The sequence below is a fragment of the Knoellia altitudinis genome, assembly GCF_042666355.1.
Classification (GTDB): domain Bacteria; phylum Actinomycetota; class Actinomycetes; order Actinomycetales; family Dermatophilaceae; genus Knoellia; species Knoellia altitudinis.
Map to the genome: position 1 here is coordinate 836462 of NZ_JBHTDK010000001.1, position 21278 is coordinate 857739.

Annotated in this window: 26 protein-coding genes and 1 tRNA gene; 7 read left to right on the forward strand and 20 right to left on the reverse strand. The window is 69.0% G+C overall.

All coding sequences use genetic code 11. From position 1 onward, the window contains the following. Nucleotides 1-79: 79 nt before the first annotated feature. The 8 genes from ACFQW8_RS03905 to ACFQW8_RS03940 all read right to left on the reverse strand — a co-directional run bounded on the left by ACFQW8_RS03905 (nucleotide 80) and on the right by ACFQW8_RS03940 (nucleotide 4770). Nucleotides 80-895: a hypothetical protein gene (locus ACFQW8_RS03905; protein ID WP_380085655.1), complete on the reverse strand. Its 816-nt coding sequence runs from the start codon at nucleotides 893-895 to the stop codon at nucleotides 80-82. A gap of 115 nt (nucleotides 896-1010) precedes the next feature. Next, entirely contained in the window at nucleotides 1011-1733 is a 723-nt protein-coding gene (gene rplA, locus ACFQW8_RS03910; RefSeq protein ID WP_380085656.1) for a 50S ribosomal protein L1, read from the reverse strand. Nucleotides 1734-1877: 144 nt separating this feature from the next. Next, nucleotides 1878-2312, reverse strand: a complete 435-nt coding sequence (gene rplK, locus ACFQW8_RS03915; protein ID WP_380085657.1) for a 50S ribosomal protein L11 — start codon at nucleotides 2310-2312, stop codon at nucleotides 1878-1880. 70 nt (nucleotides 2313-2382) lie between these two features. Next, complete coding sequence (gene nusG, locus ACFQW8_RS03920; protein ID WP_380085658.1) at nucleotides 2383-3279, reverse strand: transcription termination/antitermination protein NusG; 897 nt, start codon at nucleotides 3277-3279, stop codon at nucleotides 2383-2385. 72 nt (nucleotides 3280-3351) lie between these two features. Then, nucleotides 3352-3624 carry a preprotein translocase subunit SecE gene (gene secE / locus ACFQW8_RS03925; protein WP_380085659.1) on the reverse strand — a complete coding sequence of 91 codons (273 nt, stop codon included), beginning with the start codon at nucleotides 3622-3624 and terminating at the stop codon, nucleotides 3352-3354. A 31-nt stretch (nucleotides 3625-3655) separates the two neighbouring features. Next, nucleotides 3656-3728: transfer RNA gene (locus tag ACFQW8_RS03930), tRNA-Trp, on the reverse strand. A gap of 152 nt (nucleotides 3729-3880) precedes the next feature. After that, on the reverse strand, nucleotides 3881-4399 hold the full coding sequence (locus tag ACFQW8_RS03935; protein WP_380085660.1) for a hypothetical protein: 519 nt from the start codon (nucleotides 4397-4399) through the stop codon (nucleotides 3881-3883). After that, the gene (locus tag ACFQW8_RS03940) at nucleotides 4396-4770 is read right to left on the reverse strand and encodes a hypothetical protein (RefSeq protein WP_380085661.1); all 375 of its coding nucleotides are present in this window, start codon (nucleotides 4768-4770) and stop codon (nucleotides 4396-4398) included. The genes ACFQW8_RS03935 and ACFQW8_RS03940 overlap by 4 nt, the downstream gene beginning before the upstream one ends. 124 nt (nucleotides 4771-4894) lie before the next feature. On the opposite strand from ACFQW8_RS03940, the gene ACFQW8_RS03945 reads away from it, so the two are divergent. From ACFQW8_RS03945 to ACFQW8_RS03970, 6 genes are read left to right on the forward strand one after another with little or no spacing between them, the layout of a single operon-like run. After that, nucleotides 4895-6190, forward strand: a complete 1296-nt coding sequence (locus tag ACFQW8_RS03945; protein ID WP_380085662.1) for an aminotransferase class I/II-fold pyridoxal phosphate-dependent enzyme — start codon at nucleotides 4895-4897, stop codon at nucleotides 6188-6190. Nucleotides 6191-6194: 4 nt separating this feature from the next. Then, on the forward strand, nucleotides 6195-6707 hold the full coding sequence (locus ACFQW8_RS03950) for a DUF5709 domain-containing protein (protein WP_380085663.1): 513 nt from the start codon (nucleotides 6195-6197) through the stop codon (nucleotides 6705-6707). Then, nucleotides 6704-7744, forward strand: a complete 1041-nt coding sequence (locus ACFQW8_RS03955; RefSeq protein ID WP_380085664.1) for an adenosine deaminase — start codon at nucleotides 6704-6706, stop codon at nucleotides 7742-7744. The genes ACFQW8_RS03950 and ACFQW8_RS03955 overlap by 4 nt, the downstream gene beginning before the upstream one ends. Nucleotides 7745-7789: 45 nt before the next feature. Further along, nucleotides 7790-8491: a phosphodiesterase gene (locus tag ACFQW8_RS03960; protein ID WP_380085665.1), complete on the forward strand. Its 702-nt coding sequence runs from the start codon at nucleotides 7790-7792 to the stop codon at nucleotides 8489-8491. Beyond that, complete coding sequence (locus tag ACFQW8_RS03965; RefSeq protein WP_380085666.1) at nucleotides 8484-8798, forward strand: 2-polyprenylphenol hydroxylase; 315 nt, start codon at nucleotides 8484-8486, stop codon at nucleotides 8796-8798. The genes ACFQW8_RS03960 and ACFQW8_RS03965 overlap by 8 nt, the downstream gene beginning before the upstream one ends. A gap of 31 nt (nucleotides 8799-8829) precedes the next feature. Beyond that, nucleotides 8830-9333 carry a metallophosphoesterase family protein gene (locus tag ACFQW8_RS03970; protein WP_380088580.1) on the forward strand — a complete coding sequence of 168 codons (504 nt, stop codon included), beginning with the start codon at nucleotides 8830-8832 and terminating at the stop codon, nucleotides 9331-9333. A 21-nt stretch (nucleotides 9334-9354) separates the two neighbouring features. On the opposite strand, the gene ACFQW8_RS03975 is transcribed toward ACFQW8_RS03970, so the two are convergent. Then, nucleotides 9355-9852: a MarR family winged helix-turn-helix transcriptional regulator gene (locus tag ACFQW8_RS03975; protein ID WP_380085667.1), complete on the reverse strand. Its 498-nt coding sequence runs from the start codon at nucleotides 9850-9852 to the stop codon at nucleotides 9355-9357. A 137-nt stretch (nucleotides 9853-9989) separates the two neighbouring features. Between ACFQW8_RS03975 and ACFQW8_RS03980 the strand changes: the two genes are divergently transcribed. Further along, entirely contained in the window at nucleotides 9990-10649 is a 660-nt protein-coding gene (locus ACFQW8_RS03980) for an FMN-dependent NADH-azoreductase (protein ID WP_380085668.1), read from the forward strand. A gap of 6 nt (nucleotides 10650-10655) precedes the next feature. Here the strand turns inward: ACFQW8_RS03980 and ACFQW8_RS03985 are convergent, their stop codons facing one another. From ACFQW8_RS03985 to ACFQW8_RS04035, 11 genes are read right to left on the reverse strand one after another with little or no spacing between them, the layout of a single operon-like run. Continuing rightward, entirely contained in the window at nucleotides 10656-11060 is a 405-nt protein-coding gene (locus ACFQW8_RS03985) for a secondary thiamine-phosphate synthase enzyme YjbQ (RefSeq protein ID WP_380085669.1), read from the reverse strand. Between the two features lie 11 nt (nucleotides 11061-11071). Further along, nucleotides 11072-12145 carry a UDP-N-acetylmuramate dehydrogenase gene (locus tag ACFQW8_RS03990; RefSeq protein WP_380085670.1) on the reverse strand — a complete coding sequence of 358 codons (1074 nt, stop codon included), beginning with the start codon at nucleotides 12143-12145 and terminating at the stop codon, nucleotides 11072-11074. Continuing rightward, complete coding sequence (locus ACFQW8_RS03995) at nucleotides 12145-12567, reverse strand: MaoC/PaaZ C-terminal domain-containing protein (protein ID WP_380085671.1); 423 nt, start codon at nucleotides 12565-12567, stop codon at nucleotides 12145-12147. Before ACFQW8_RS03995 ends, ACFQW8_RS03990 begins: the two co-directional genes overlap by 1 nt. Next, the gene (locus ACFQW8_RS04000) at nucleotides 12564-13013 is read right to left on the reverse strand and encodes an FAS1-like dehydratase domain-containing protein (RefSeq protein ID WP_380085672.1); all 450 of its coding nucleotides are present in this window, start codon (nucleotides 13011-13013) and stop codon (nucleotides 12564-12566) included. The genes ACFQW8_RS03995 and ACFQW8_RS04000 overlap by 4 nt, the downstream gene beginning before the upstream one ends. Before the next feature lie 32 nt (nucleotides 13014-13045). Then, nucleotides 13046-14404: a 4-aminobutyrate--2-oxoglutarate transaminase gene (gene gabT / locus ACFQW8_RS04005; RefSeq protein ID WP_380085673.1), complete on the reverse strand. Its 1359-nt coding sequence runs from the start codon at nucleotides 14402-14404 to the stop codon at nucleotides 13046-13048. After that, nucleotides 14401-15684, reverse strand: coding sequence for a saccharopine dehydrogenase family protein (locus ACFQW8_RS04010; RefSeq protein WP_380085674.1), 1284 nt, complete (start codon nucleotides 15682-15684; stop codon nucleotides 14401-14403). Before ACFQW8_RS04010 ends, gabT begins: the two co-directional genes overlap by 4 nt. A gap of 2 nt (nucleotides 15685-15686) precedes the next feature. Then, entirely contained in the window at nucleotides 15687-16487 is an 801-nt protein-coding gene (locus ACFQW8_RS04015) for an ABC transporter permease (RefSeq protein ID WP_380085675.1), read from the reverse strand. Then, nucleotides 16488-17396, reverse strand: coding sequence for an ABC transporter permease (locus tag ACFQW8_RS04020; protein ID WP_380085676.1), 909 nt, complete (start codon nucleotides 17394-17396; stop codon nucleotides 16488-16490). Next, nucleotides 17396-18520 carry an ABC transporter ATP-binding protein gene (locus ACFQW8_RS04025; protein WP_380085677.1) on the reverse strand — a complete coding sequence of 375 codons (1125 nt, stop codon included), beginning with the start codon at nucleotides 18518-18520 and terminating at the stop codon, nucleotides 17396-17398. The genes ACFQW8_RS04020 and ACFQW8_RS04025 overlap by 1 nt, the downstream gene beginning before the upstream one ends. Further along, nucleotides 18520-19746 (reverse strand): ABC transporter substrate-binding protein, encoded by a 1227-nt coding sequence (locus ACFQW8_RS04030; protein ID WP_380085678.1) that lies wholly within the window; start codon nucleotides 19744-19746, stop codon nucleotides 18520-18522. Before ACFQW8_RS04030 ends, ACFQW8_RS04025 begins: the two co-directional genes overlap by 1 nt. Nucleotides 19747-19785: 39 nt before the next feature. After that, complete coding sequence (locus ACFQW8_RS04035; protein ID WP_380085679.1) at nucleotides 19786-21231, reverse strand: gamma-aminobutyraldehyde dehydrogenase; 1446 nt, start codon at nucleotides 21229-21231, stop codon at nucleotides 19786-19788. Nucleotides 21232-21278 lie beyond the last annotated feature (47 nt).

Sequence of the window (21278 nt, forward strand, 5' to 3'; positions counted from 1 at the left end):
TCCGGTGAAGTTACCCCGGGGTTACCTGAGATTCAAGGTCTGAGCCCGAGCCACCTGGTGACGTCCCTCTGCCGACCGCTCACATGACGTCCGCGAAGGTCGTCACCTTGTCGGCCGGAGGCGCCACGACGTCCACCGGCTCGCCCCATCCCGAGTACGTCAGGTTCAAGGTCAGGTCCGCACCGCCGACGAGCTCGGTCCTCGTCGGCAGGTCGTCGGGGCCGATCGTCTGGCGCACGATGAGCGGCTTCATGGCAGGCGTCGGCAGCGGGGTGTCCCCCATCCCCATCACGGCCAGACGCTCCTTGGCGATGGCGAGCTGCTGGTCGACCGAGACGCTCACCTCGTAGGTCGTCGTGCCGTCCTTGACCTCGATGACCTCGGCCTTGAGTGCGGTGATGCCGGCCAGGGACGCCGTCGGGTCGGCCGCCTCGGCCATCTGCGACAGCATCGGCCCCATCATCTTGCTCATGGGGTCCTCGCCCTCGGGGTCGATCTTGACGAAGGTCTTGCCCGGGGGCAGGTGCGGGAAGCCGCCGATGTACATCACGCCGTCGACCAGGAGCATGTCCACCTTGGCACCCTGCACCGTGGTCTGGATCGTCATGGCGGTACCGTCCCCGTCGACCCTCATCTGACCGGACATCGCCGCCCCTGCGGCCTCGCCCGTGAAGCTGTAGGTCTTCTTGGCCTTCATGGCGGCGGCGGAGGCCGCGAGAGCATCGGTGAGATCGACCTCGTCGCCCACCGTGACCGAGACCTGGTCCGGTGCGGGGGTGCCGCTCGGCGAGGAGCCGGTCGGGCTCCCTGACGTGGCCGAACCGCAGGCTCCCAGGGCCGTGGTCAGGGCGAGGGCTGCGAGGGCAGCGCCGAACGGACGAGAGCTGAGCGCCATGGCATCCCCTGCGACGGAAGTGGCCGCGCCTTGCGGCGAGGCCCAGATTAGCCGACTTGACCAACGAAGCGACCCCCGTTCCGGAGAACGGGGGTCGCTTCGGTCGCGAGCAGGATCAGGCGTCGGCCTGAGCATCCTCGTCGAGCAGGTTGCGGGTCTTGGTGAAGTCCAGCGGGATGCCGGGGCCCATCGTCGTCGACAGGGTGGCCTTGCTGATGTAGCGGCCCTTCGACGAGGCGGGCTTGAGGCGCAGGATCTCCTCCAGCGCGGCGGCGTAGTTCTCGACGAGCTTGGACTCGTCGAAGGACGCCTTGCCGATGATGAAGTGGAGGTTGCTGTGCTTGTCGGCACGGAACTCGATCTTGCCGCCCTTGATGTCGGTCACGGCCTTGGCCGTGTCCATCGTGACGGTGCCGGTCTTCGGGTTGGGCATGAGGCCACGCGGACCGAGGACCTTGCCGAGACGACCGACCTTGCCCATGAGGTCGGGGGTGGCGACGATGGCGTCGAAGTCGAGCCAGCCGCCGGCGACCTTCTCGAGCATGTCGTCGGAGCCCACGTAGTCGGCTCCGGCTGCGCGAGCGGCCTCGGCCTTGTCGCCGTTGGCGAAGACGAGGACGCGGGCGGTCTTGCCCGTGCCGTGGGGGAGGTTCACTGTGCCGCGAACCATCTGGTCGGCCTTGCGCGGGTCGATGCCCAGACGCATGGCGACCTCGACGGTCTCGTCGTAGGTGCCCTTGGCGCCGGCCTTCGCGAGACGGACGGCGTCCCTCGGGGCGTAGACCTTGTCGGTGTCGATCTTCTCCGCGTTGGCGCGGTAGCCCTTGCTGCGCTTCATGTTCTCTCCTGGGTTTTCGGTGTTGGAGTCGTGGTGCGGGCCAGCGCTGGCCCTCCCACCGCTTCACTCACCTGAGTGAAGCCCTTCGGTATGCCGCCCGCTCACCCGAGTGGGCGGCATACCGAACGTGTCTGTTCTCGAGACCTAGACGGCGGTCTCGATGCCCATCTGACGGGCGGTGCCGGCGATGATCTTCATCGCGGCGTCGATGTCGTTGGCGTTGAGGTCGGGCATCTTCTGCTCGGCGATCTCGCGCACCTGCTCGGCGGTCAGCTTGGCGACCTTGGTCTTGTGCGGCTCGCCGGAACCCTTCTGGACGCCCGCTGCCTTCTTGATCAGCTCGGAGGCCGGCGGGGTCTTGGTGATGAAGGTGAACGAGCGGTCCTCGAAGACCGTGATGACGACGGGGATGATGTTGCCCCGCTGGTGCTCGGTCGCAGCGTTGTAGGCCTTGACGAACTCCATGATGTTGACGCCGTGCTGACCGAGGGCCGGGCCGACGGGGGGAGCCGGGGTCGCCGCACCAGCCTGGATCTGCAGGTTGATGTAGCCGGAGACCTTCTTGCTCTTGGGAGGCATGCTGTGTGTCCTTTGGTTGGTTGTGGGCCCACGCCTTGGGCGATGACCCGGTTGCAGTGCGTCGCTCAGGTCAGAGCTTGGAGACCTGGCTGAACGACAGCTCGACCGGGGTCTCCCGGCCGAAGATGGAGACGAGGACCTTGAGCTTCTGGCCCTCGGCGTTGATCTCGGAGATCGTCGCCGGCAAGGTCTCGAACGGGCCGTCCATGACGGTGACCGACTCGCCGACCTCGAAGTCGACGAGCGGGGTCTTGGCGGCGGAGCCCGCACCGGAACCGGACGCGTCGCCACCGACGGCGGCAGCAGCGGCCAGCTCGAGCTCGGCCGGCTTGATCATGGTGTAGACCTCGTCGAGGCTGAGCGGCACCGGCTGGTGCGCATTGCCGACGAAGCCCGTCACACCGGGGGTGTGGCGCACGGCGCCCCACGACTCGTCGGTGAGGTCCATGCGGACGAGGACATATCCGGGCATCCGGACCCGGCGGACCAGCTTGCGCTGACCGCTCTTGATCTCGGTGACCTCCTCCATAGGGACCTCGATCTCGAAGATGAAGTCCTCCATGTTGAGGGACTGGATCCGGGTCTCGAGGTTGGTCTTCACCCGGTTCTCGTAGCCCGCGTAGGAGTGGATGACGTACCAGTCGCCGAACTTGGAGGCGAGGTCCTCCTTGAAGGCCTTGACCGGGTCGATGTCCGTCGGGACGACGTCGCCGTCCTCGTCGGACTCGGTGGTCGCTGCCTCGAGGGTGCTCTCGCCGTCCTCGTCGGCCTCGGCGTCGCTGTCGGACTCGTCGGCGACCTCGGCGTCGCGGGGACCGTCGGAGGGCGTGTCGAGGAAGGCGGGAGCGGTGTCGCCGAGCGTCAGCGACTCACGCTGGGCAGCACTGTCGGACTCGTCGACGGCGAGCGTCTCGGGAGTCGCCGTCTCGTCGGCGATGTCGCCGTCGGACGTCGTTTGGTCGGACACGTGCGGACCTACTTCCTGTGCAGCATTGAGTTCAAACGTGGTGCGGCGCGACCTCTCGGACGCGACCGGGGCTCAGCCGCCGTCGCCGAAGACGAGGGCGACGAGCTTGCCGAAGCCGTAGTCCATGCCGGACACGAGAGCCATCATCACCGTCACGAAGACGATGACGACGATCGTGTAGCTCCACAGCTCGGAGCGCGTCGGTCGGACGACCTTGCGCAGCTCGTCGAGGATCTGGCTGATGAACAGACCCAGGGACCCGAAGAGCCGTGACACGGGGTTGCGACCGTCGCCCGAGCTCTTGCTCGCACGTCGTGAGTCGCGGGACTCGCCCACTTCCGTCACAGTTCCTCTTCTCCGAAATGATCTGAACCTGCAGGGCAGGAGGGACTCGAACCCCCAACCGCCGGTTTTGGAGACCGGTGCTCTACCAATTGAGCCACTGCCCTAGGAACGCACCCGCTGGGACGGTGGTTCCGAAGGTGACCGTAGGCATGACGAATCATGGTGCGATCACCGAGGGAACAGCATACGGGACGCCCCGGTCCGACGCGAAACGCATCGGACCGGGGCTCCCGCTCGCTGGGACGAAGGTCCGTTCTCAGCCGACCGGCTTGAGCGGGACCTGCCCCCACAGGATCCGGTGGTTGGACGTGGTGCAGTCCTGCGTCTGCGGATTGCCGTCCTTCCAACAGGTCTGCTCGGTTCCACCGCTCGCACGTGAGCCCTTGACCGAGGCGAAGATGTAGTCGAACTTCCTGGACTCGTCCCCGCCACCGATGGTGGGCTTCCCAGCGCGGTTGGTCGTGCCCTGGCCGGCCATCTGGTGCAGCTCGCGGAACTGCCCGGTGTGGTCCTTGCCGACGCCGTAGAGGTTGTCCATCGGGTACGTCTTGGGCGTCGTGTTGAAGTCACCACCGACGATGACGACGTCCTTCTGGCTGACGACCGGGCTCAGCGCGGCCTTCATCGCTGCCGTCAGGGTGTTGCGCTGACTCTGGGGAGCCTTGGCTGCGATGAGGTGGGTCGAGCAGGCGCGGATGTCCCGACCGTTGCGGGTGACGTCCAGGCACGCCAAGCCGTAGGTGTGCCCGTCGATGGGCTCGGCGTTGAGGATCACCGCGGAGCGGCCGCCGCACCTGAGCCGGTCCAGACGGTGGCTTCGCCGACCGACCCGTTCGTCCCGCACTTGGCTGCGGTGCGCCGAGGCCGGAAGGTCGTGTAGCCGAGGTCGTCCTGCAACCGCTTCACCATCGACGAACACACCTCCTGGAGCAGGACGAACTCCGGGCCCTGCGTCGCGTTCGCCTTGCGGATCGCACCACCCAGCGCCGAGGGCTTCTTGGCGACGTTGTGCGTGATGACCCGGATGGAGTTCTCCGCGGCCGACGCAGGTGCAGCGATGGTCGTGGCGCTCACCCCGATGGCGCCGGTCAGCGCCAGCCCTGCGACTGCGAGTCCAGCGACGTGGCGAACTCTGGAACGTGTCATGTCTCTCCCCGTGGGACGTGGGAGCCGCTTCTCGGCCCCCTGCTTCCCCACCGTCCCAGCCGTGGCCGTCTCGCGCCATGGGGAGGGCTGCCCCTCGACCGTCCCGTTCTGGGACGATGGGCGGGTGACCGAGCAGACCACCCTCGCCCCCCTGTCGTCCCTCTCCCCCGCGGAGCTCGAGGCCTTCCTCGAGAGCCAGCGCACGGCATACGCCGCTCTCCAGGATCGCGGGCTGAAGCTCGACCTCACGCGCGGCAAGCCGTCGGCCGAGCAGCTCGACCTCTGCAACGAGCTCCTCGAGCTGCCCAAGGGCCACAAGGACGCGAGCGGGACGGACGTGCGCAACTACGGCGGCCTGTCCGGGCTGCCTGAGCTGCGGGCCATGTTCGCCGACCTCCTGTGGGTCGAGCCGGATCAGGTCGTCGCGGGCGGCAACTCGAGCCTGACGATGATGCACGACTGCCTCGTCCAGCTCCTGCTGCACGGCGGACCCGACTCCCCGCGGCCGTGGGTGCAGGAGGAGAGCGTGAAGTTCATCTGTCCCGTCCCGGGCTACGACCGCCACTTCACGATGCTGGCGTCCTACGGCATCGAGATGCTCACCGTGCCGATGCACGACGACGGACCTGATGTCGAGGCCGTGCGCGAGCTCGTCAAGGACCCCGCGGTCAAGGGCATCTGGATCGTCCCGACCTATGCCAACCCGTCGGGCTCCACCTGCTCGCAGGAGGTCGCGAGCGCACTGGCCTCGATGGACACCGCAGCGCCGGACTTCCGCATCTTCTGGGACAACGCCTACGCCTTCCACCACCTCACGGAGGACGAGGCCAAGAGCGCCGACATCATCACGCTGGCCTCGGGCTCCGGGCATCCGAACCGGCCGCTGATGTTCGCCTCGACCTCGAAGATCACCTTCGCAGGGGCGGGCGTCGCGTTCCTCGCCGCGTCACAGGCCAACGTCGACTGGTACCTCGGGCACCAGCAGTACGCGTCCATCGGGCCCGACAAGGTCAACCAGCTGCGCCACGTCCAGTTCTTCGGCTCCGCCGACGGGGTGCGCGAGCACATGGCACGGCACCGCGAGATCCTGGCCCCGAAGTTCGCCGCCGTCGACGCAGCGCTGGAGTCGGCACTCGCGGGTCGCGACGTGGCGACCTGGTCGAAGCCGTCAGGGGGCTACTTCGTCAACCTCGACGTCCTCGACCGCACGGCGTCGCGGGTTGTCGAGCTGGCCAAGGCGGCGGGCATCGCGCTCACCCCTGCCGGCGCCTCCTTCCCGCGTGGCGTCGACCCGAACGACCGCAACATCCGGCTGGCCCCCTCCTTCCCCGTGCTGGCCGAGGTGGAGACCGCGATGGCCGGCGTCGCGACCTGCGTCCTCCTCGCCGCCGCCGAAAAGCTTGCGGGCGTGAAAGGCTGAGGTCATGAGCGACCAGCCTGGAACCGAGAACTTCGACACCGACCTGGGCTCGATGAGCCTCGATGACGACGTGGACGCCGGCAGCGGACAGCCCGGCCTGCTCGACGCGAGCGAGGGCGACAACCTCCCCGTGTCGCCTCCGGACCTGCAGCCGCGCAACACCGAGTGGGGCACCACCGGGGCCGAGCAGGCCCAGGAGGAGACCATCGACCAGCGCATCGCGCAGGAGGAGCCGGACCCCGACTCCGCCTATGGCGCCCCCGACAACGAGTCCGGACTCGACGGACCCCCCGCCGTCGGCGGTGACGACCCTGACGCGATCCCGGCCGCCCAGGACTTCCTCGGCGACCCGAGCGAGCCGGTCGACGGCACGTCCCTGGTCTCCCCCGACGAAGGGATCGGCCCCGACGAGGAAGCGTCCCTCGTGGCCGAGGAGAGCGCGGACAGTGGCGCTGGAGCCGGACCCGACTACGCGGTGTCCGCGGAGGAGTCGGCCATGCACATCGTCGAGGATTGACCGCGCCCGCCCGCTCCACGGCGACCCTGCCCAAGGCGCACCTGCACCTGCACTTCACCGGGTCGATGCGCATCGAGACGGTGCGCGAGATGTCGGCGACACACGGGTTGAGGCTGCCCTCGGCCCTCCGGGGCGACTGGCCGGTGACGTTCGAGACGCGCGACGAGCGTGGCTGGTTCCGTTTTCAGAGCCTGTATGACGCCGCGCGTGCCTGTGTGCGCGGCGAGGACGACATGCGACGGATCGTGCGCGAGGCAGCGCTCGACGACGGCGGCGAGGGCTCACGCTGGCTCGAGATCCAGGTCGACCCGACGTCCTACGCACCGTTCGTCGGAGGCATCACCCCAGCGCTGGAGATCGTGCTCGACGAGGCAGCCTCCGTGTCGCGGGAGGCGGGCGCCGCCCAGGTCGGCGTGGTCGTGGCGGCCTCGCGGATGCGCCACGAGCTCGAGTCCCGCACCCTGGCGCGGTTGGCTGCCCGGTATGCCGGCGAAGGGCCGGGTGCCGTCGTGGGCTTCGGACTGAGCAACGACGAACGACGCGGCGACACGGAGTCCTTCGCTCCCGCCTTCGCCATCGCCCGGCGAGCCGGGCTGGCGCTGGTCCCTCACGCGGGCGAGCTGTTGGGCCCGGACGCGGTCGATCGAACGCTCACGTCGCTCAGGCCGGATCGCCTCGGCCACGGCGTGCGCTCGGTCGAGGACCCTCGGACGCTGGACCGGGTGGTGGCCGAGGGGGTCGCCCTGGAGGTGTGCCCCGGCAGCAACCTCTCGCTCGGCGTCTATGACGAGCTCGAGGACGTGCCACTGCGCCGGCTCGTCGAGGCAGGCGCCACCGTGGCGCTGGGGGCGGACGACCCGCTGATCTTCGGGTCGCGCCTGGTCGCGCAGTACGAGGTGGCCCGGCTGCTCGACTTCTCGGACCTCGAGCTGGCCGAGCTGGCGCGAGCGTCGCTGCGGGCGTCGCGAGCGCCCGCCGAGGTGCGGCAGACGGCATACGCCGACATCGACACCTGGCTGGCCACTGAGCCGAACTGACTCGGTGGCTCCCTCCTCGGGTCGGAGCGCGCCTAGGTTGGGAGGATGCAGCCAGCCACCTCGTCATCTGCGCACCCCCGCTCGACCGCGGGGCTCGTGGACCTGGTCGCCCGGGTCGCTGGTCGGGCTCTCGCCGTGGCATTCGGGGAGGCTGCACGCCTGCGCGGCACGCGCGCACTGCACCCGGTCGGGTTCTGCGGCGCCGGCTCGCTGACTGTGGACCCCGGTCGCCCCAGTGGGGTGGTGATGCTCGACGCACCAGGGCCGCACCCGTGCCTGGTCCGCTGGTCGCGCGCCACCGGCCTCCACAAGGGGCCGGACCTCGAGGGTCTCGCCGTCCGGCTGCAGGGTCCCGCGGCCGGCGACGTGCTCGTCACGTCGACCGGCACCGGTGTCCTCACCCGCCATGTGCTCACGGTGCGCCGCCGTCACCACCACGGGCCGCTCACCACCGTGCTCCCGCTGAGCACTGCGAGAGGCCCGCTTCTCCTGCGCTTCGACCCCCTGGGCTCCGGTGACGACCCTCCGGCGGCCTATCGGCTCCTTGTCTCAGCGCCGGGACGCCCGTGGCACAAGCGTGGCCGGCTCGACATCACCTGGACCGGCTCCGACTGCACCCGCCGCCACGATCCCGTCGGTCACTCCCCGGCCGGGACGTGGACGCACCCCCTGTGGGCTGGACTGCGTGAGCCCTCGTATGCCGCGTCCCGACGCGTGCGTGCCGAACCTGAGGAACCCCGTGGCTGAGCCGAAGGCCGGCGCCGAGGAGCACCCCGAGCGGTGGCTCGTCGTCAACGGGCGCCGGTGGCGGCGACAGGATCCTGAGCTGCCCCCGGTCATCTCGGAGAGGCTGTTGTCGCACCTGGGCCGTGGTCGGTCCGGGGTGCGGTCGGCGACCCGGGCAGGTGAGGACCCGGCTCCAGCGCGTCGACGGGTGGACCTCGCCAAGCACGGTCTCGGAGAGCGCGGGACCCCGTGGTGGGAGCAGGATGGTGATGAGCGGCGCCGTCGCTGGGAGGAGGCGTTGACCGACCTTGACCGACTCGACGAGTGACCTCGGAACTCCGGCCCGTCCAGCCTCCGGCCTGCAGGTGCTGCTCCTGGCCGACACCCACGTCCCGACTCGTGCCCGCGACCTCCCGGCGCAGGTGTGGACGGCCGTGGACGCGGCCGACGTGGTCGTGCACGCCGGAGACTGGATGAGCCCAGCCCTGCTCGACGCTCTCGAGGCGAGAGCGCGGCGACTCGTCGGGGTCTGGGGCAACAACGACGGGCCGGAGCTGCGACGGCGCCTCCCCGAGGTGGCCAGGGTGGAGCTGGGCGGGATGGCGTGGGGCGTGGTCCACGAGACCGGTGGCAGGGCGCGGCGCGAGGAACGGATGCGGGCGGCATACCCCGATCTCGACGTGCTCGTCTTCGGGCACAGCCACATCCCGTGGGACACCGAGCATGCTGGGCTGCGGCTGCTCAACCCCGGGTCGCCCACCGACCGGCGCCGCCAGCCGCACTGCACCTATCTGACGTGCACGGTGGCCGATGGAGCCATCACCGCGCTCGAGCTGCACGCCCTGCCGCCCCGCACCAGCTGACCCCGGCGTCGTCGACGCGGGTCAGCAGTCGGAGACGGGAGCGGAGCACGCCGAGTGGTCGGTCGGTTCGTCCGCGGTGACGCGGGCGAGCAGCGACCGGAACAGCTCGGCCTCGTCGTCCGACAGGCCACCCAGGACGTCGCGCTCGACCCCTCGAATCCGCTCCGACGAGCTGCGCAGCGTCCGGCTGCCCTTGGCGGTGAGGATGACCTGCCGCGCCCGGCGGTCGTTGGGGTCCGGCACCCGGCTGACCATCCCGGCCGACTCGAGGTCGTCGACGAGGTGAGTCATCACCGTGCGGTCCAGTCCCAGCCTCAGGGCGATCGTGGCCTGGTTGCCGCAGGCGCCCTCGGCGGCAGTCGAGAGGACCTGGAAACCACGTGGGCCGCCGGGCAGGGCCTCGACCGCACCCCGCGCGCCCTCGAGATAGCGCCGCAGCAGGGCCCCCAGCGCCTGCCCGAGGTCGACCTCGGCGGCAGCGCGTGGCTCCTGCTCCGGAGCGTCGATGCCTGTGGCCATGCGTCCGAGTCTAGCGCGAAGCGGGCACCGGTCGATCATCAATTTGCACGATGATCGTCTTTATAGACTATCGTCGGCATAGAGCACCTTGCTCGACATCCCCACGACGACCACCACTCAACGACCAGGAGCACACCATGACCACGATCTTCCGACTGGACTCCAGCATCCGCACCGAGGGCTCGGCCAGCCGCGCCGTCGCCGACACGCTCGAGTCCTCGATCACCGAGGCGGAGGGCCCGGACACCTCGGTGGTGCGGCGTGACGTCGGGCTCCACCCCCTGCCCAACGACGTGTGGTCGACCTCCGCCTTCGCAGGCTTCGTCCCCGAACTCGACCGGACGGCCGAGCAGGTGGCCGCCCAGACCCTCGCGGCCGACCTCGCGGACGAGGTGGTGGCCGCCGACGTCGTCGTCGTCGCGACCTCGCTCTACAACTTCGGCGTCTCGCAGCACCTCAAGACCTGGATCGACACGATGATCACGGACCCCCGCTTCGCGCCGGGCAGCGAGACCGTCAAGGGCAAGCCCGCCTTCCTCGTCGTCGCCCGAGGCGGCGGCTACGGCGAGGGCACCCCGCGCGAGGGCTGGGACCACGCCACGGCATACCTCCGGCGCATCTTCGAGGACGTGTGGGGCCTCGACCTCGACGTCATCGAGACCGAGCTGACCCTTGCGGAGGTGACGCCCCAGATGGCCGAGCTGCGTGACCTCGCCCGCCAGCAGCTGGCCGAGTCGCACGACGCAGCCCGGGCCGGCGGCCGCTCGGTCACCCTCAAGCTCCGCCGGGCCGCGTAGGGCTGCCTAGCCGGCGAGGAAGTCGAGCCGGACGCTGCGGTCGTGGTTGTCGACGTTGAGGTCGACCAGGCAGATGCTCTGCCACGTGCCGAGGGCGAGGCGCCCATCCTCGACGGGGACGCTCGCGTAGGGCGGGACCAGGGCCGGCATGACGTGTGAGCGCCCGTGGCCCGGGCTGCCGTGCCGATGACGCCACCGGTCGTCGGCCGGCAGCAGGTCCGCGAGAGCTGCGAGCAGGTCGTCGTCCGATCCTGCCCCGGTCTCGATGATCGCGATGCCGGCGGTCGCGTGCGGCACGAAGACGTGCAGCAGGCCGTCGCCGCACCCGCGCACGAAGTCCGCACACTGGTCGGTGAGGTCGAGGACCACGTCCTCGCCTCCGGTGCGCACCTGCAGCGTTGACGTCTTCATCCGTGCCTCTCTCAGAGCTCGTGGCCGACAAGGACCGGTTCGTTGACCAAGGTGACACCGAACCGGTCGTGCACCCCGTCGCGGACCTGCCGGGCCAGCGCTGCGACGTCGGCGGCCGTCGCGGACCCACGGTTGGTGACCGCGAGGGTGTGCTTCGTCGACAGGGCGGCGGGACCCGGCATACCGAAGCCCTTGCCGAACCCTGCCCTGTCGATCAGCCAGGCGGCGCTCGTCTTGACACCACCGCTCGCGTCGGCGAACCGCGGCGGGGCGGGTGCGTCGGCACCGAGCTCGCGTCGCACCCGGGACTCGAGGGCCTCGAAGCGGTCCGGAGACATGATCGGGTTGGTGAAGAACGAGCCGCAGCTCCAGGTGTCGTGGTCGGCCGCGTCGAGGACCATGCCGCGTCGGCGTCGCTGGTCGAGCACTGCCTCCCGTGCGTCGGCGAGCGGCACGCGCGCGCCGACGTCGACGCCGAGCCCAGCGGCGAGGTCGGCATAGGCGATCGGCTGCGACAGGTCGGCCACCCTGAGCTGGAAGGTCACGTCGAGCACGACGAAGTTGGAGCTCGACTTGAAGAGGGAGTGCCGGTAGGTGAAGGCGCACTGGGAGGCGCTCATGGTCCGCACCTCCTGGGTGCCGCGGTCCCAGACCCGCACCCGCGCGATCGTCTGCGAGACCTCCTGGCCGTAGGCGCCGACGTTCTGCACCGGCGTGGCACCGGTCGATCCGGGTATGCCGCTCAGCGCCTCGATCCCGGACCACCCCTGCGCTACCGCCTGCATGACGAGGTCGTCCCAGACCTCGCCGGCAGCGACGCGGACCATCGCACCACCGCAGGAGTCGTCGGACTCCACGACGACGCCGGACGTCGCGACCTTGACGACCGTGCCGGCGAACCCGGTGTCGGAGACGACGAGGTTGGAGCCGCCACCGAGGAGGAGCAGGGGCTCCTGCGCGTCGTCGACCTCGCGGACGGCGTCGACGACCTCGTCGATCGTCTCCGCGACGACGAGCCGCTGGGCCGGTCCACCCACGCGCATCGTCGTGTGCTCGGACAGCGGGGCGTCGTGGGACTCCTGCATCAGTCGAGCTGGATGACGGCCGTGCACCGGCCGAGGACCTTGGCGCCGCCGGAGGTGACGGTCACGTCGAGGGTCGCGCAACGCGTGTCGGGGTCGACGGCCTTGACCGTGCCGTCGATGAGGACCTCGGCCCCTGCGGCCGGCACGACCACCGGCTTGATGAAGCGTGCCCCGAACTCGACGACCCGCCCCGCTCCCCCGGCCCACGCGGACACGACCGAGCCGGCCGCGCCGAGCGTCCACATGCCGTGGGCGATGACGTCGGGCAGCCCGACGGACTTCGCGAACTCCTCGTCCTGGTGGATGGGGTTGCCGTCACCCGAGGCGCGGGCGTAGGCGACCAGGGTGTCGCGGCCGACGGGCACGGTCACGGGCCCGAAGACGTCACCGGCCGCGGTCTCTGCTGCTGTGCGGACGCTCACGTGTCCTCGCCTCCCCGGACGACGATCGTCGACGTCGACGTGCAGACGGGCTCGCCCGCCGCGCTGAGCTCGGTGCGGGTCGTGATCATGGCGTGGCCACCAGCCATCCGGATGGAGTCCACGGTGGTCTCACCGAGGAGCTCGTCGCCGGCCGTGATCGGGCGGTGGTGGACGAGGCGCTGCTCACCGTGGACGACGCGGTTGTAGTCGATACCGGCCTCGGGGTCGACGACGTAGACGCGGTCGCAGTGCTGGGCGATAGCCACGGCCAACGTCGGGGAAGCGATGACGTCGGCGTAGCCGGCGGCCCGGGCCACCTCGGCGTCACGGTGCATGGGGTCGTCCGACCCCACCGCATCGGCGAAGGCAGCGATCTGCGCTGCGCTCACGGCATACGGACCGCTTGGCGGATAGGACCGACCCTCGAAGGCGACGTTGACAGGCATGCCGTCACCCTACCCAGCGCACCCGGCGGACCTCACTGGCCTCGCCCTGAGAGCGCCTCACCGAACGCACCGTCGAAGAGGTCGAGCCCTTCGTCGAGGAGGTCGTCGGGCATCGACAGCGGCGGGAGGAAGCGCAGGACGTTGCCCCACGTGCCGCAGGTCAGGGTCACGAGGCCCTGCTGGGCACACGCCGCCTGGACTGCCGCAGCCAGAGGGCCGTCGGGCGCCTTGGAGTCGATGTCGGTGACCAGCTCGATGGCGAGCATCGCCCCGCGGCCGCGGATCTCGCCGATCACGCCGGGGTGGGTCGCGGAGAGTGCTTCGAGTCGCGGACGGATGATGCCCTCGACGGATCGGGCGCGGCCGGCAAGGTCCTCCACCTCCATGGTCTCGATGGCGGCGAGCGCCGCCGCGCAGGCCACGGGGTTCCCGCCGTAGGTGCCGCCGAGTCCGCCGGGATGGACGGCGTCCATGAGGTCGGCGCGTCCCGTCACTGCCGCGAGCGGCAGGCCGCCAGCCATGCCCTTGGCAGTGGTCACCAGATCGGGCACAACCCCTTCTGCGTCGCAGGCGAACCAGTCACCGGTGCGACAGAAACCGGTCTGGATCTCGTCGGCGATGAAGACGATCCCGTTCTCGCGACACCAGTCGGCGACGGCGGTGAGGTACGCGGGCGGCGGGACGATGAAGCCGCCCTCGCCCTGGATGGGCTCGATGAGCACCGCTGCGACGTTGCCCTCGCCCACCTGCGTGTGGACCGAGTCGACGAACGCGGCGAAGGCCTCCTCGGCACACCGCTCCGGACCGGTGGGCCAGCGGTACGGATAGGCCATCGGCACGCGATGGATGTCGCCGGCGAAGGGTCCGAATCCCTGCTTGTAGGGCAGGTTCTTGGCGGTGAGGGCCATCGTGAGGTTCGTGCGCCCGTGATAGGCGTGGTCGAACACCACCACGGTCGACCGGCCAGTGGCCGAGCGCGCGATCTTCACGGCGTTCTCGACGGCCTCTGCACCGGAGTTGAACAGCGCCGAACGCTTCTCGTGCCTCCCGGGCGTGTGGTCCGCGAGCTTCTCGCAGACGGCGACGTACTCCTCGTAGGGCGTGATCATGAAGCAGGTGTGGGTGAAGTCCTCCACCTGACGGCGCACCGCCTCGACCACCCGCGGGGCGGCGTTGCCCACGGTCGTCACGGCGATGCCCGAACCGAAGTCGATGAGCTGGTTGCCGTCAACGTCGACGAGGATCCCGCCGCCGGCGCGCTCGACGTAGACGGGCAGCGCCGTGCCCACGCCCGCGGACACGGCGACGCGCCTGCGGGCCTGGAGCTCCAGGGACCGCGGTCCCGGGATGGCCGTGGCCAGGATGCGACGTTGTTCGACCGGCGCGCTCATCGGTCCTCCATGCCCCACGGTGACCCGTAGCCCTGCGGCCTGGGTGCAGCGAGCAGGTCGAGGAAAGGTGCAGCGTCGAAGGCCTCCGGACCGAGGACGCCCGTGCCGGTCCAGACACCCGAGGCGAGCAGCTCCAACGCCACGACCGGGTTGATCGCTGTCTGCCACACCACGCACTGGGCGTCGTAGTCGCGCATCGAGTCCGCGTTGTCCACCACGTGGTAGAGGTAGGTCCGTCGGGGCCGGCCGTCCTTGCCGGTTCCGGTGACCCAGAGGCCGGCGCAGGTATTGCCTTCCATGCGTGGCCCAATGGTTCCAGGGTCGGGCAGGGCCGCGGCCACGACATCACGCGGGGCGACCATGACGCCCTTGACCTCGATCGGCGTCGTCGAGTCCAGTCCCAGGGTCTGCAGGGTCTTGAGCATGGCGATCATCTCGGCGCCGAGCCCGTACTTGAAGGTCACCTTCTCGGCATCGACCCATCGGGGCATGAGGAGAACCTCCTCGTGCTCGACGTGGACGCACTCCACCGGACCGATGCCCTCGGGGAAGTCGAACATCTCGGGATCGCTGAACGCCGGAAGGGTGAAGAAGCCCCTGTCGAGGTCGACCGTGCCATCGGGTCGTGTGGCCCGGGCGCGTTCCCACACGACCGGCGGGTTGAGGCACTCCTCGATGATCGTCCACATCGAGAAACCGGGCGCAAAGATCTCGTTGCCCGCGTCGTCGCGGATGACGAGGTTGGCACCGTCGCGAGTGCCGAGCTCGTCGATGTGCGAGAACAGGTGGTCCGCGGCATACCGGGCGAAGACGTCCGAGAGCCCGGGCTCCACACCGATGCCGAGCAGCGCCAGGCGCCCGGACTGCTCCCACGACTCCTGCTGGGCGAACTGACGATCGCCGAGCTTGACGTGGGCCCTCGCGTAGGGCTCCTCCGGATGGCGCTCGGACAGGCTCATGGCCATGTCGAGGTAGTCCGCACCCGCCGCGAGCGCTCCCTCGAAGATCGGCATGACGAAGCGAGGGTCGACGGCATTGAACACGTGGGTCGCCCCCACCTCCGTCGCGAGCTCCGAGACCGCAGTGGCCGAGGACGCGTCCACCTGGAGGGCCGTGAACCGCGACTCCTTTGCGCTGCGGGACTGCACCGCCGCCACGGTCCGCTCCGCCCGGGTCAGGTCGTAGTCGGCCACGAACCACGCCTCGAAGAAGTCTCGCTCGGCCGCGATGCGCGCGGCCGCGTCACCGACCCCGCCGGCACCGATCATGAGAACACGCATCGTCAGGCTCCTTTGCGTCGTCGAGCGCCGAGCAGCTGGGCTGCGACCACGATGGCCAGCGCGAGGAAGAGCATCACGGTGCCGATGACGTTGACCTGCACCGGCACTCCTCGTTGGGAGGCTCCCCACACGAACATGGGGAAGGTGATCGAGCTGGGTGACGCGTTGAAGTTGGTGATGATGTAGTCGTCGAAGCTCAGCGAGAAGGCCAGCAGCCCGCCGGCGGCGATACCGGGTGCGGCAAGGGGCAACGTGACCCGCAGAAAGGTCTGGGTCGCAGAGGCCCCAAGGTCTGCGGCGGCCTCCTCGAGCTGTGGGTCGAGCGTCGACACGCGCGCCTTGACTGCCACCACGACGAAGGAGAGACAGAACATGATGTGGGCGATGAGGATCGCCCTGCCGCCCTGAGGAACACCCAACATGAGGAACAGCGTGAGCAGGCTGGAGCCCATGACGACCTCGGGAGTGGCCATGGGGACGAAGATGAGGAGGTTCGTCGCAGAACGTCCTTTGAACCGGTAGCGCCCGAGGGCCAGCGCCACCATCGTGCCCAGGATCGTGGCGATGACGGAGGCCGTCAGCCCGATCCGCAGGCTCAGTCCAAGGGACTCGCAGATCCCCGGAGAGCCACAGGGGTTGGTCCATGCGTCGGTGGAGAAGCGCGACCAGTTGTAGTTGAACTTGCCCACGGGGTCGTTGAAGGAGAACACGGCCACCACGACGTTGGGTATGAGCAGGTAGAGCAGGACGACGATCGCCACGAACGCCAGCAGGTGCCGGCGGACCCACGCAAGAACGGCCACTCAGACCAGCTCCTCGGTGCCGGCCCGGCGCACGTAGGCCGCGACGAGAACGACGATCATGGTCAGCAGGATGAACGAGAGCGCCGCGGCCAGCGGATAGTCCAGCACCCGGAGGAACTGGCTGTCGATGACCTGACCGATCATCACCGTCTGGGTGTTGCCGAGGAGGCGCGAGTTGATGAAGTCACCCGCGGCCGGGATGAACGTGAGGAGGGTGCCGGCCACGACCCCGGGCAGCGACAACGGCCACGTCACCCGACGGAAGACCTGCGCCGGCGAAGCGTAGAGGTCGGCCGCCGCCTCCAGGAGCCGACCGTCCAGACGCTCGAGCGAGGCATAGAGCGGCAGGATCATGAAGGGCAGGAAGTTGTAGGTCAGTCCACAGATGACGGCGAACTTCGACGCCAGCAGGGTGTCGTTGCCGGTGAGGCCGACAGCCTGCAACAGGCTCGTCAGGCCTGTGGACTGGGCGAACGCCACGACGGGGCCGTCGTCGGACAGGATGTTGCGCCAGGCCAGGGTGCGGATCAGGAAGCTGGTGAAGAACGGCGCGATGACGAGCACGAGCAGGATGTTCTTCCACCTCCCCGCCTTCTGGGCCATGAAGTAGGCCAGCGGGTAGCCCAGGACCAGCGCAAGGACCGTGGCCGTTGCCGCATAACCGATCGAACGCACCAGGTGCGGCAGGTAGCGCTGGATGGCCTCCGAGTAGATGGCCACGTTGCCGGTGAAGGTGTAGCCCTCGTCGACGTTGCCTTCCTGGAGCGACTGGGACCCCAGCGTGAGCATCGGCGCCACGAAGAACACCGCCAACCAGAGGAGTCCCGGAAAGAGAAGCGCGTAGGGCACCCAACGACCGCGTCGCACCGGCACGACTGCGCGGGCGCCACCCAGCGCGAGGTCGGCCATCAGATCTCCTCGAGGGCGCTCGCGGCCTCGGGCGCGTCGGTGGCGGGGACTCCGAACGCGTGGCCGGAGTCCCAGGCCAGCCAGACCTCGTCACCCGGGCGAAGGTCGACCGGGTCCACGTCCAGGTTCTGCTCGTAGACACTCCACGTGCTGCCGCTCGCCGTCTTCACGAGGTACTGGGTTGCCACACCGCTGAAGGACACGTCGACGACCGTGGCCTTGAGGTCGCTCCCCACGCCCTGCGGCTGGTCCCTCGAGATGCGCACCTTCTCGGGCCGCACCCCGAACATCACATCGCCGCTGGCCACCGTGGACCGCGACGCGGGGATGCTCACCTTGGACCCGTCGATCTCGGCGACGAGGAGATCCCCGTCGCGGCCCGTGATCGGGCCGATCCCCAGGTTGGACTGACCGAGGAAGTTCGCGACGAACCCGGTCTTCGGCAGGTCATAGAGCTCGGCCGGGGCACCCATCTGCTCGATCCGTCCGCGGTTCATCACGGCGACGGTGTCGGCCATGGTCATGGCCTCCTCCTGGTCGTGCGTCACGTGGATGAACGTGAGGCCGACCGAGGTCTGGATCTGCTTCAGCTCGACCTGCATCTGGCGACGCAGCTTGAGGTCCAGGGCGCCCAACGGCTCGTCGAGCAGCAGCACGTCGGGTCGGTTGACCAGGGCCCGCGCCAGGGCGACCCGCTGTTGCATGCCACCCGAGAGCTGCGCCGGTCTGTGCTTTGCGACGTTGGTGAGCTGCACGAGCTCCAGGGCCTCGAGGGCCTTGGACCTCGCGTCCTTGTCTCCGCGCCTCTTCAGACCGAACGCCACGTTGTCCAGCACGTTGAGGTGCGGGAAGAGGGCATAGGACTGGAACACCGTGTTGACGTTGCGGCGGTAGGCCTTGGTGTCGGTGATGTCCGTGTCACCGATGAAGATCTGACCCGCACTGGGTTGTTCCAGACCGGCCACCATGCGCAGGGTCGTGGTCTTCCCGCAGCCGGAGGGGCCAAGCAGGGCGAAGAACGTGCCCTGCGGGATCACCAGGTCCATCGGGTGGACCGCGGTGAACGTGTCGAAGTCCTTGGTCAGGCCCGACAGCCGCAGGTTCCCGGAGCTCTCCGTCGCCATCAGCCCGTCGCCAAGTCCGTGAACTGCCGGGTGAAGGTGGACTCCTCCTCGGCGGAGAGATCACGGAACTTCTTGGCCTTGGACAGCGTCTGCGCCGACGGGAAGATCAGCTCGTTCTCGGCGAGGCTGGCGTCGATCGCCACGACGGCCTCCTTCGTGCCCGCGACCGGCGAGATGTAGTTCACCCAGGCCTCGACCTCGCCCATGACCGCCGGGTCGTAGTAGTAGTTGATGAGCTTCTCGGCGTTGGTCTTGTGCTTGGCCATGGCGGGGATCACGAAGTTGTCCGACCACAGCATGTAGCCGGCCGCGGGCAGCGTCAGGCCCAGCTCGGGCGCGTCGAGGCCGAGCGAGGCGACGTCACCGGACCAGGCGACGCAGGCCGCGATGTCACCGGCACTGAGGCCATCGGTGTACTCGTTGCCGGTGAACTTCTGGATCTGACCGGCGTCCTTGGCCTTCTGGATCATCTCGATCGCGGCGTCGAAGTCGGCCGCGGTGAAGCTGGCCGGGTCCTTGCCCTGCTCGAGCAGGACGAGGCCGACGGAGTCGCGCATCTCCGAGAGCAGAGTGACCTTGCCCTTGAGCGAGGGGTCCGTGAGCAGCTGGGTCATGGACTCGACCTTCTTGCCGCCCGTCGCCTTCGTGTTGTACCCGATACAGGCGAAGCCGGCCTGCCATGGGAGGGAGTACTTGCGTCCCGGGTCGAACGACACGTCCTGGAAGCTCGGCTCGAGATTCTTGGCGTTCGGGATGTTCGCCTTGTCGAGCGGCTGGACATAGCCCTGCCGGATCAACCGGGCGACCATCCAGTCGGTCGAGCACCAGACGTCTCGACCCGTGTCCTTGCCGCCGTCCAGGAGCGGTCGGACCTTGGCGTAGAACTCGTCGTTGTCGTTGTAGTCCTCGGTGTAGTTGACCTTGATCCCGGTGGCCGCGGTGAAAGCATCGAGCGTGGGGTTGCTCTTCTCGTCCTCCGACACGTCGATGTACTGCTGCCAGTTCGACCAGTTGACCACCTTCTCCGTGGCGGACAGGTCCTCCGCAGCCTTGGCAGTCGGTGTGACGGACGCGGACGAGCCCGTGCTGGGGCTCTTGCCCGCCGAGCCGCACGCAGCCAGTGCGGTGACGCCCAGACCGGCTGAGCCCAGCATCAGGCTGCGCCGACTCAGCACGCCGCGCAGGAACGCGGCCTGCATGGGGGTGATGGGGGTCCGTTCGTTCATCGGTCTCTCCTGCGGGTGGGGTGGGAGTGCACGGTCCGCTCAGCTCTCGATGTTGGCCATGACGTGCTTGATCCGGGTGTAGTCCTCGAACCCGTACATCGACAGGTCCTTGCCGTAGCCGGAGCGCTTGAACCCACCGTGCGGCATCTCCGCCACGATGGGGATGTGGGTGTTGATCCACACGCACCCGAAGTCGAGGGCCGCACTCATCCGCATGGCCCGGCCGAAGTCCTTGGTCCACACGGAGGATGCCAGCGCGTAGTCGACACCGTTGGCCCACTGGAGGGCCTCTGCCTCGTCGGTGAAGGACTGGACGGTGATCACCGGGCCGAAGATCTCGTTCTGGATCTGCTCGTCGTCCTGACGCAGACCGGCGAGGACCGTCGGCTCGAGGAAGTAGCCGTCACCGAGGCCGGCGACGCGATGTCCTCCAGCCACGAGGGACGCGTGGTCAGGAAGCCGGTCGATGAAGCCGCTGACCCGTTCGAGCTGGGCCACGTTGTTGACCGGACCGAGAAGCGCGTCCGGATCGTCCGGCATACCCACTTTGGCGTTCGTGCGCGCGAAGTCGCCCAGGGCGGCGACGAAGTCGCCGTGGATCCGTGGCCCGACGAGCACGCGCGTCGCGGCCGTGCAGTCCTGTCCGGCGTTGAAGTAACCCGCGACGGCGATGCCCTCGACGGCCGCCTCGATGTCGGCGTCGTCGAAGACGATGACCGGTGCCTTGCCCCCGAGCTCGAGGTGGACCCGCTTGACCTGAGGTGCCGCACTCGCCGCGACCTCTGCCCCGGCCCGGACCGATCCGGTGATGGAGACCATTGCGGGAGTGCGGTGTTCGACGAGCAGCCGCCCCGTGCCTCGGTCTCCCGTGACGACGTTGAGCGTGCCCGCCGGCAGGAACTCGGAGGCGATCTCGGCCAGCAGGAGGGATGTCTCGGGAGTGGTGTCGCTCGGCTTGAGCACGACCGTGTTCCCGGCCGCGAGCGCAGGCGCGATCTTCCAGATCGCCATCATGAACGGGTAGTTCCAGGGTGTGACCTGGCCGATGACGCCGATCGGTTCGCGCCGGATCCAGGACGTGTGCCCTGCCAGGTACTCCCCCGCGGCGCGTCCCTCGAGGATGCGGGCAGCTCCGGCGAAGAAGCGCACTTGGTCGATCGCCGGGGGCAGCTCCTCGCTTGCTGTGAGCGCATGCGGCTTGCCGGTGTTCTCGGCCTCGAGATGGACGAACTCGTCCGCCCTGGACTCGATCGCGTCGGCGAGGTGCAGGAGGGCCTGCTGCCGCTCGCTCGGAGTCGTGCGACCCCACTCGCCGAACGCTGTGCTCGCTGCGGCGTATGCCGCGTCGACGTCGGCTTCGTTGCTCACCGCTGCGCTGGCCACGACGGCGCCCGTGGCCGGGTTGACGATGTCCTGCCTGGCCTCACCTCGGGCATCCGCGTAGGCGCCGCCGACGAAGTTGCGCAGGACTCGGGGCTCACTCACGACCTGGACCTCCTTGGGGTCAATCGATGTCGCACTCTAGTCAGACG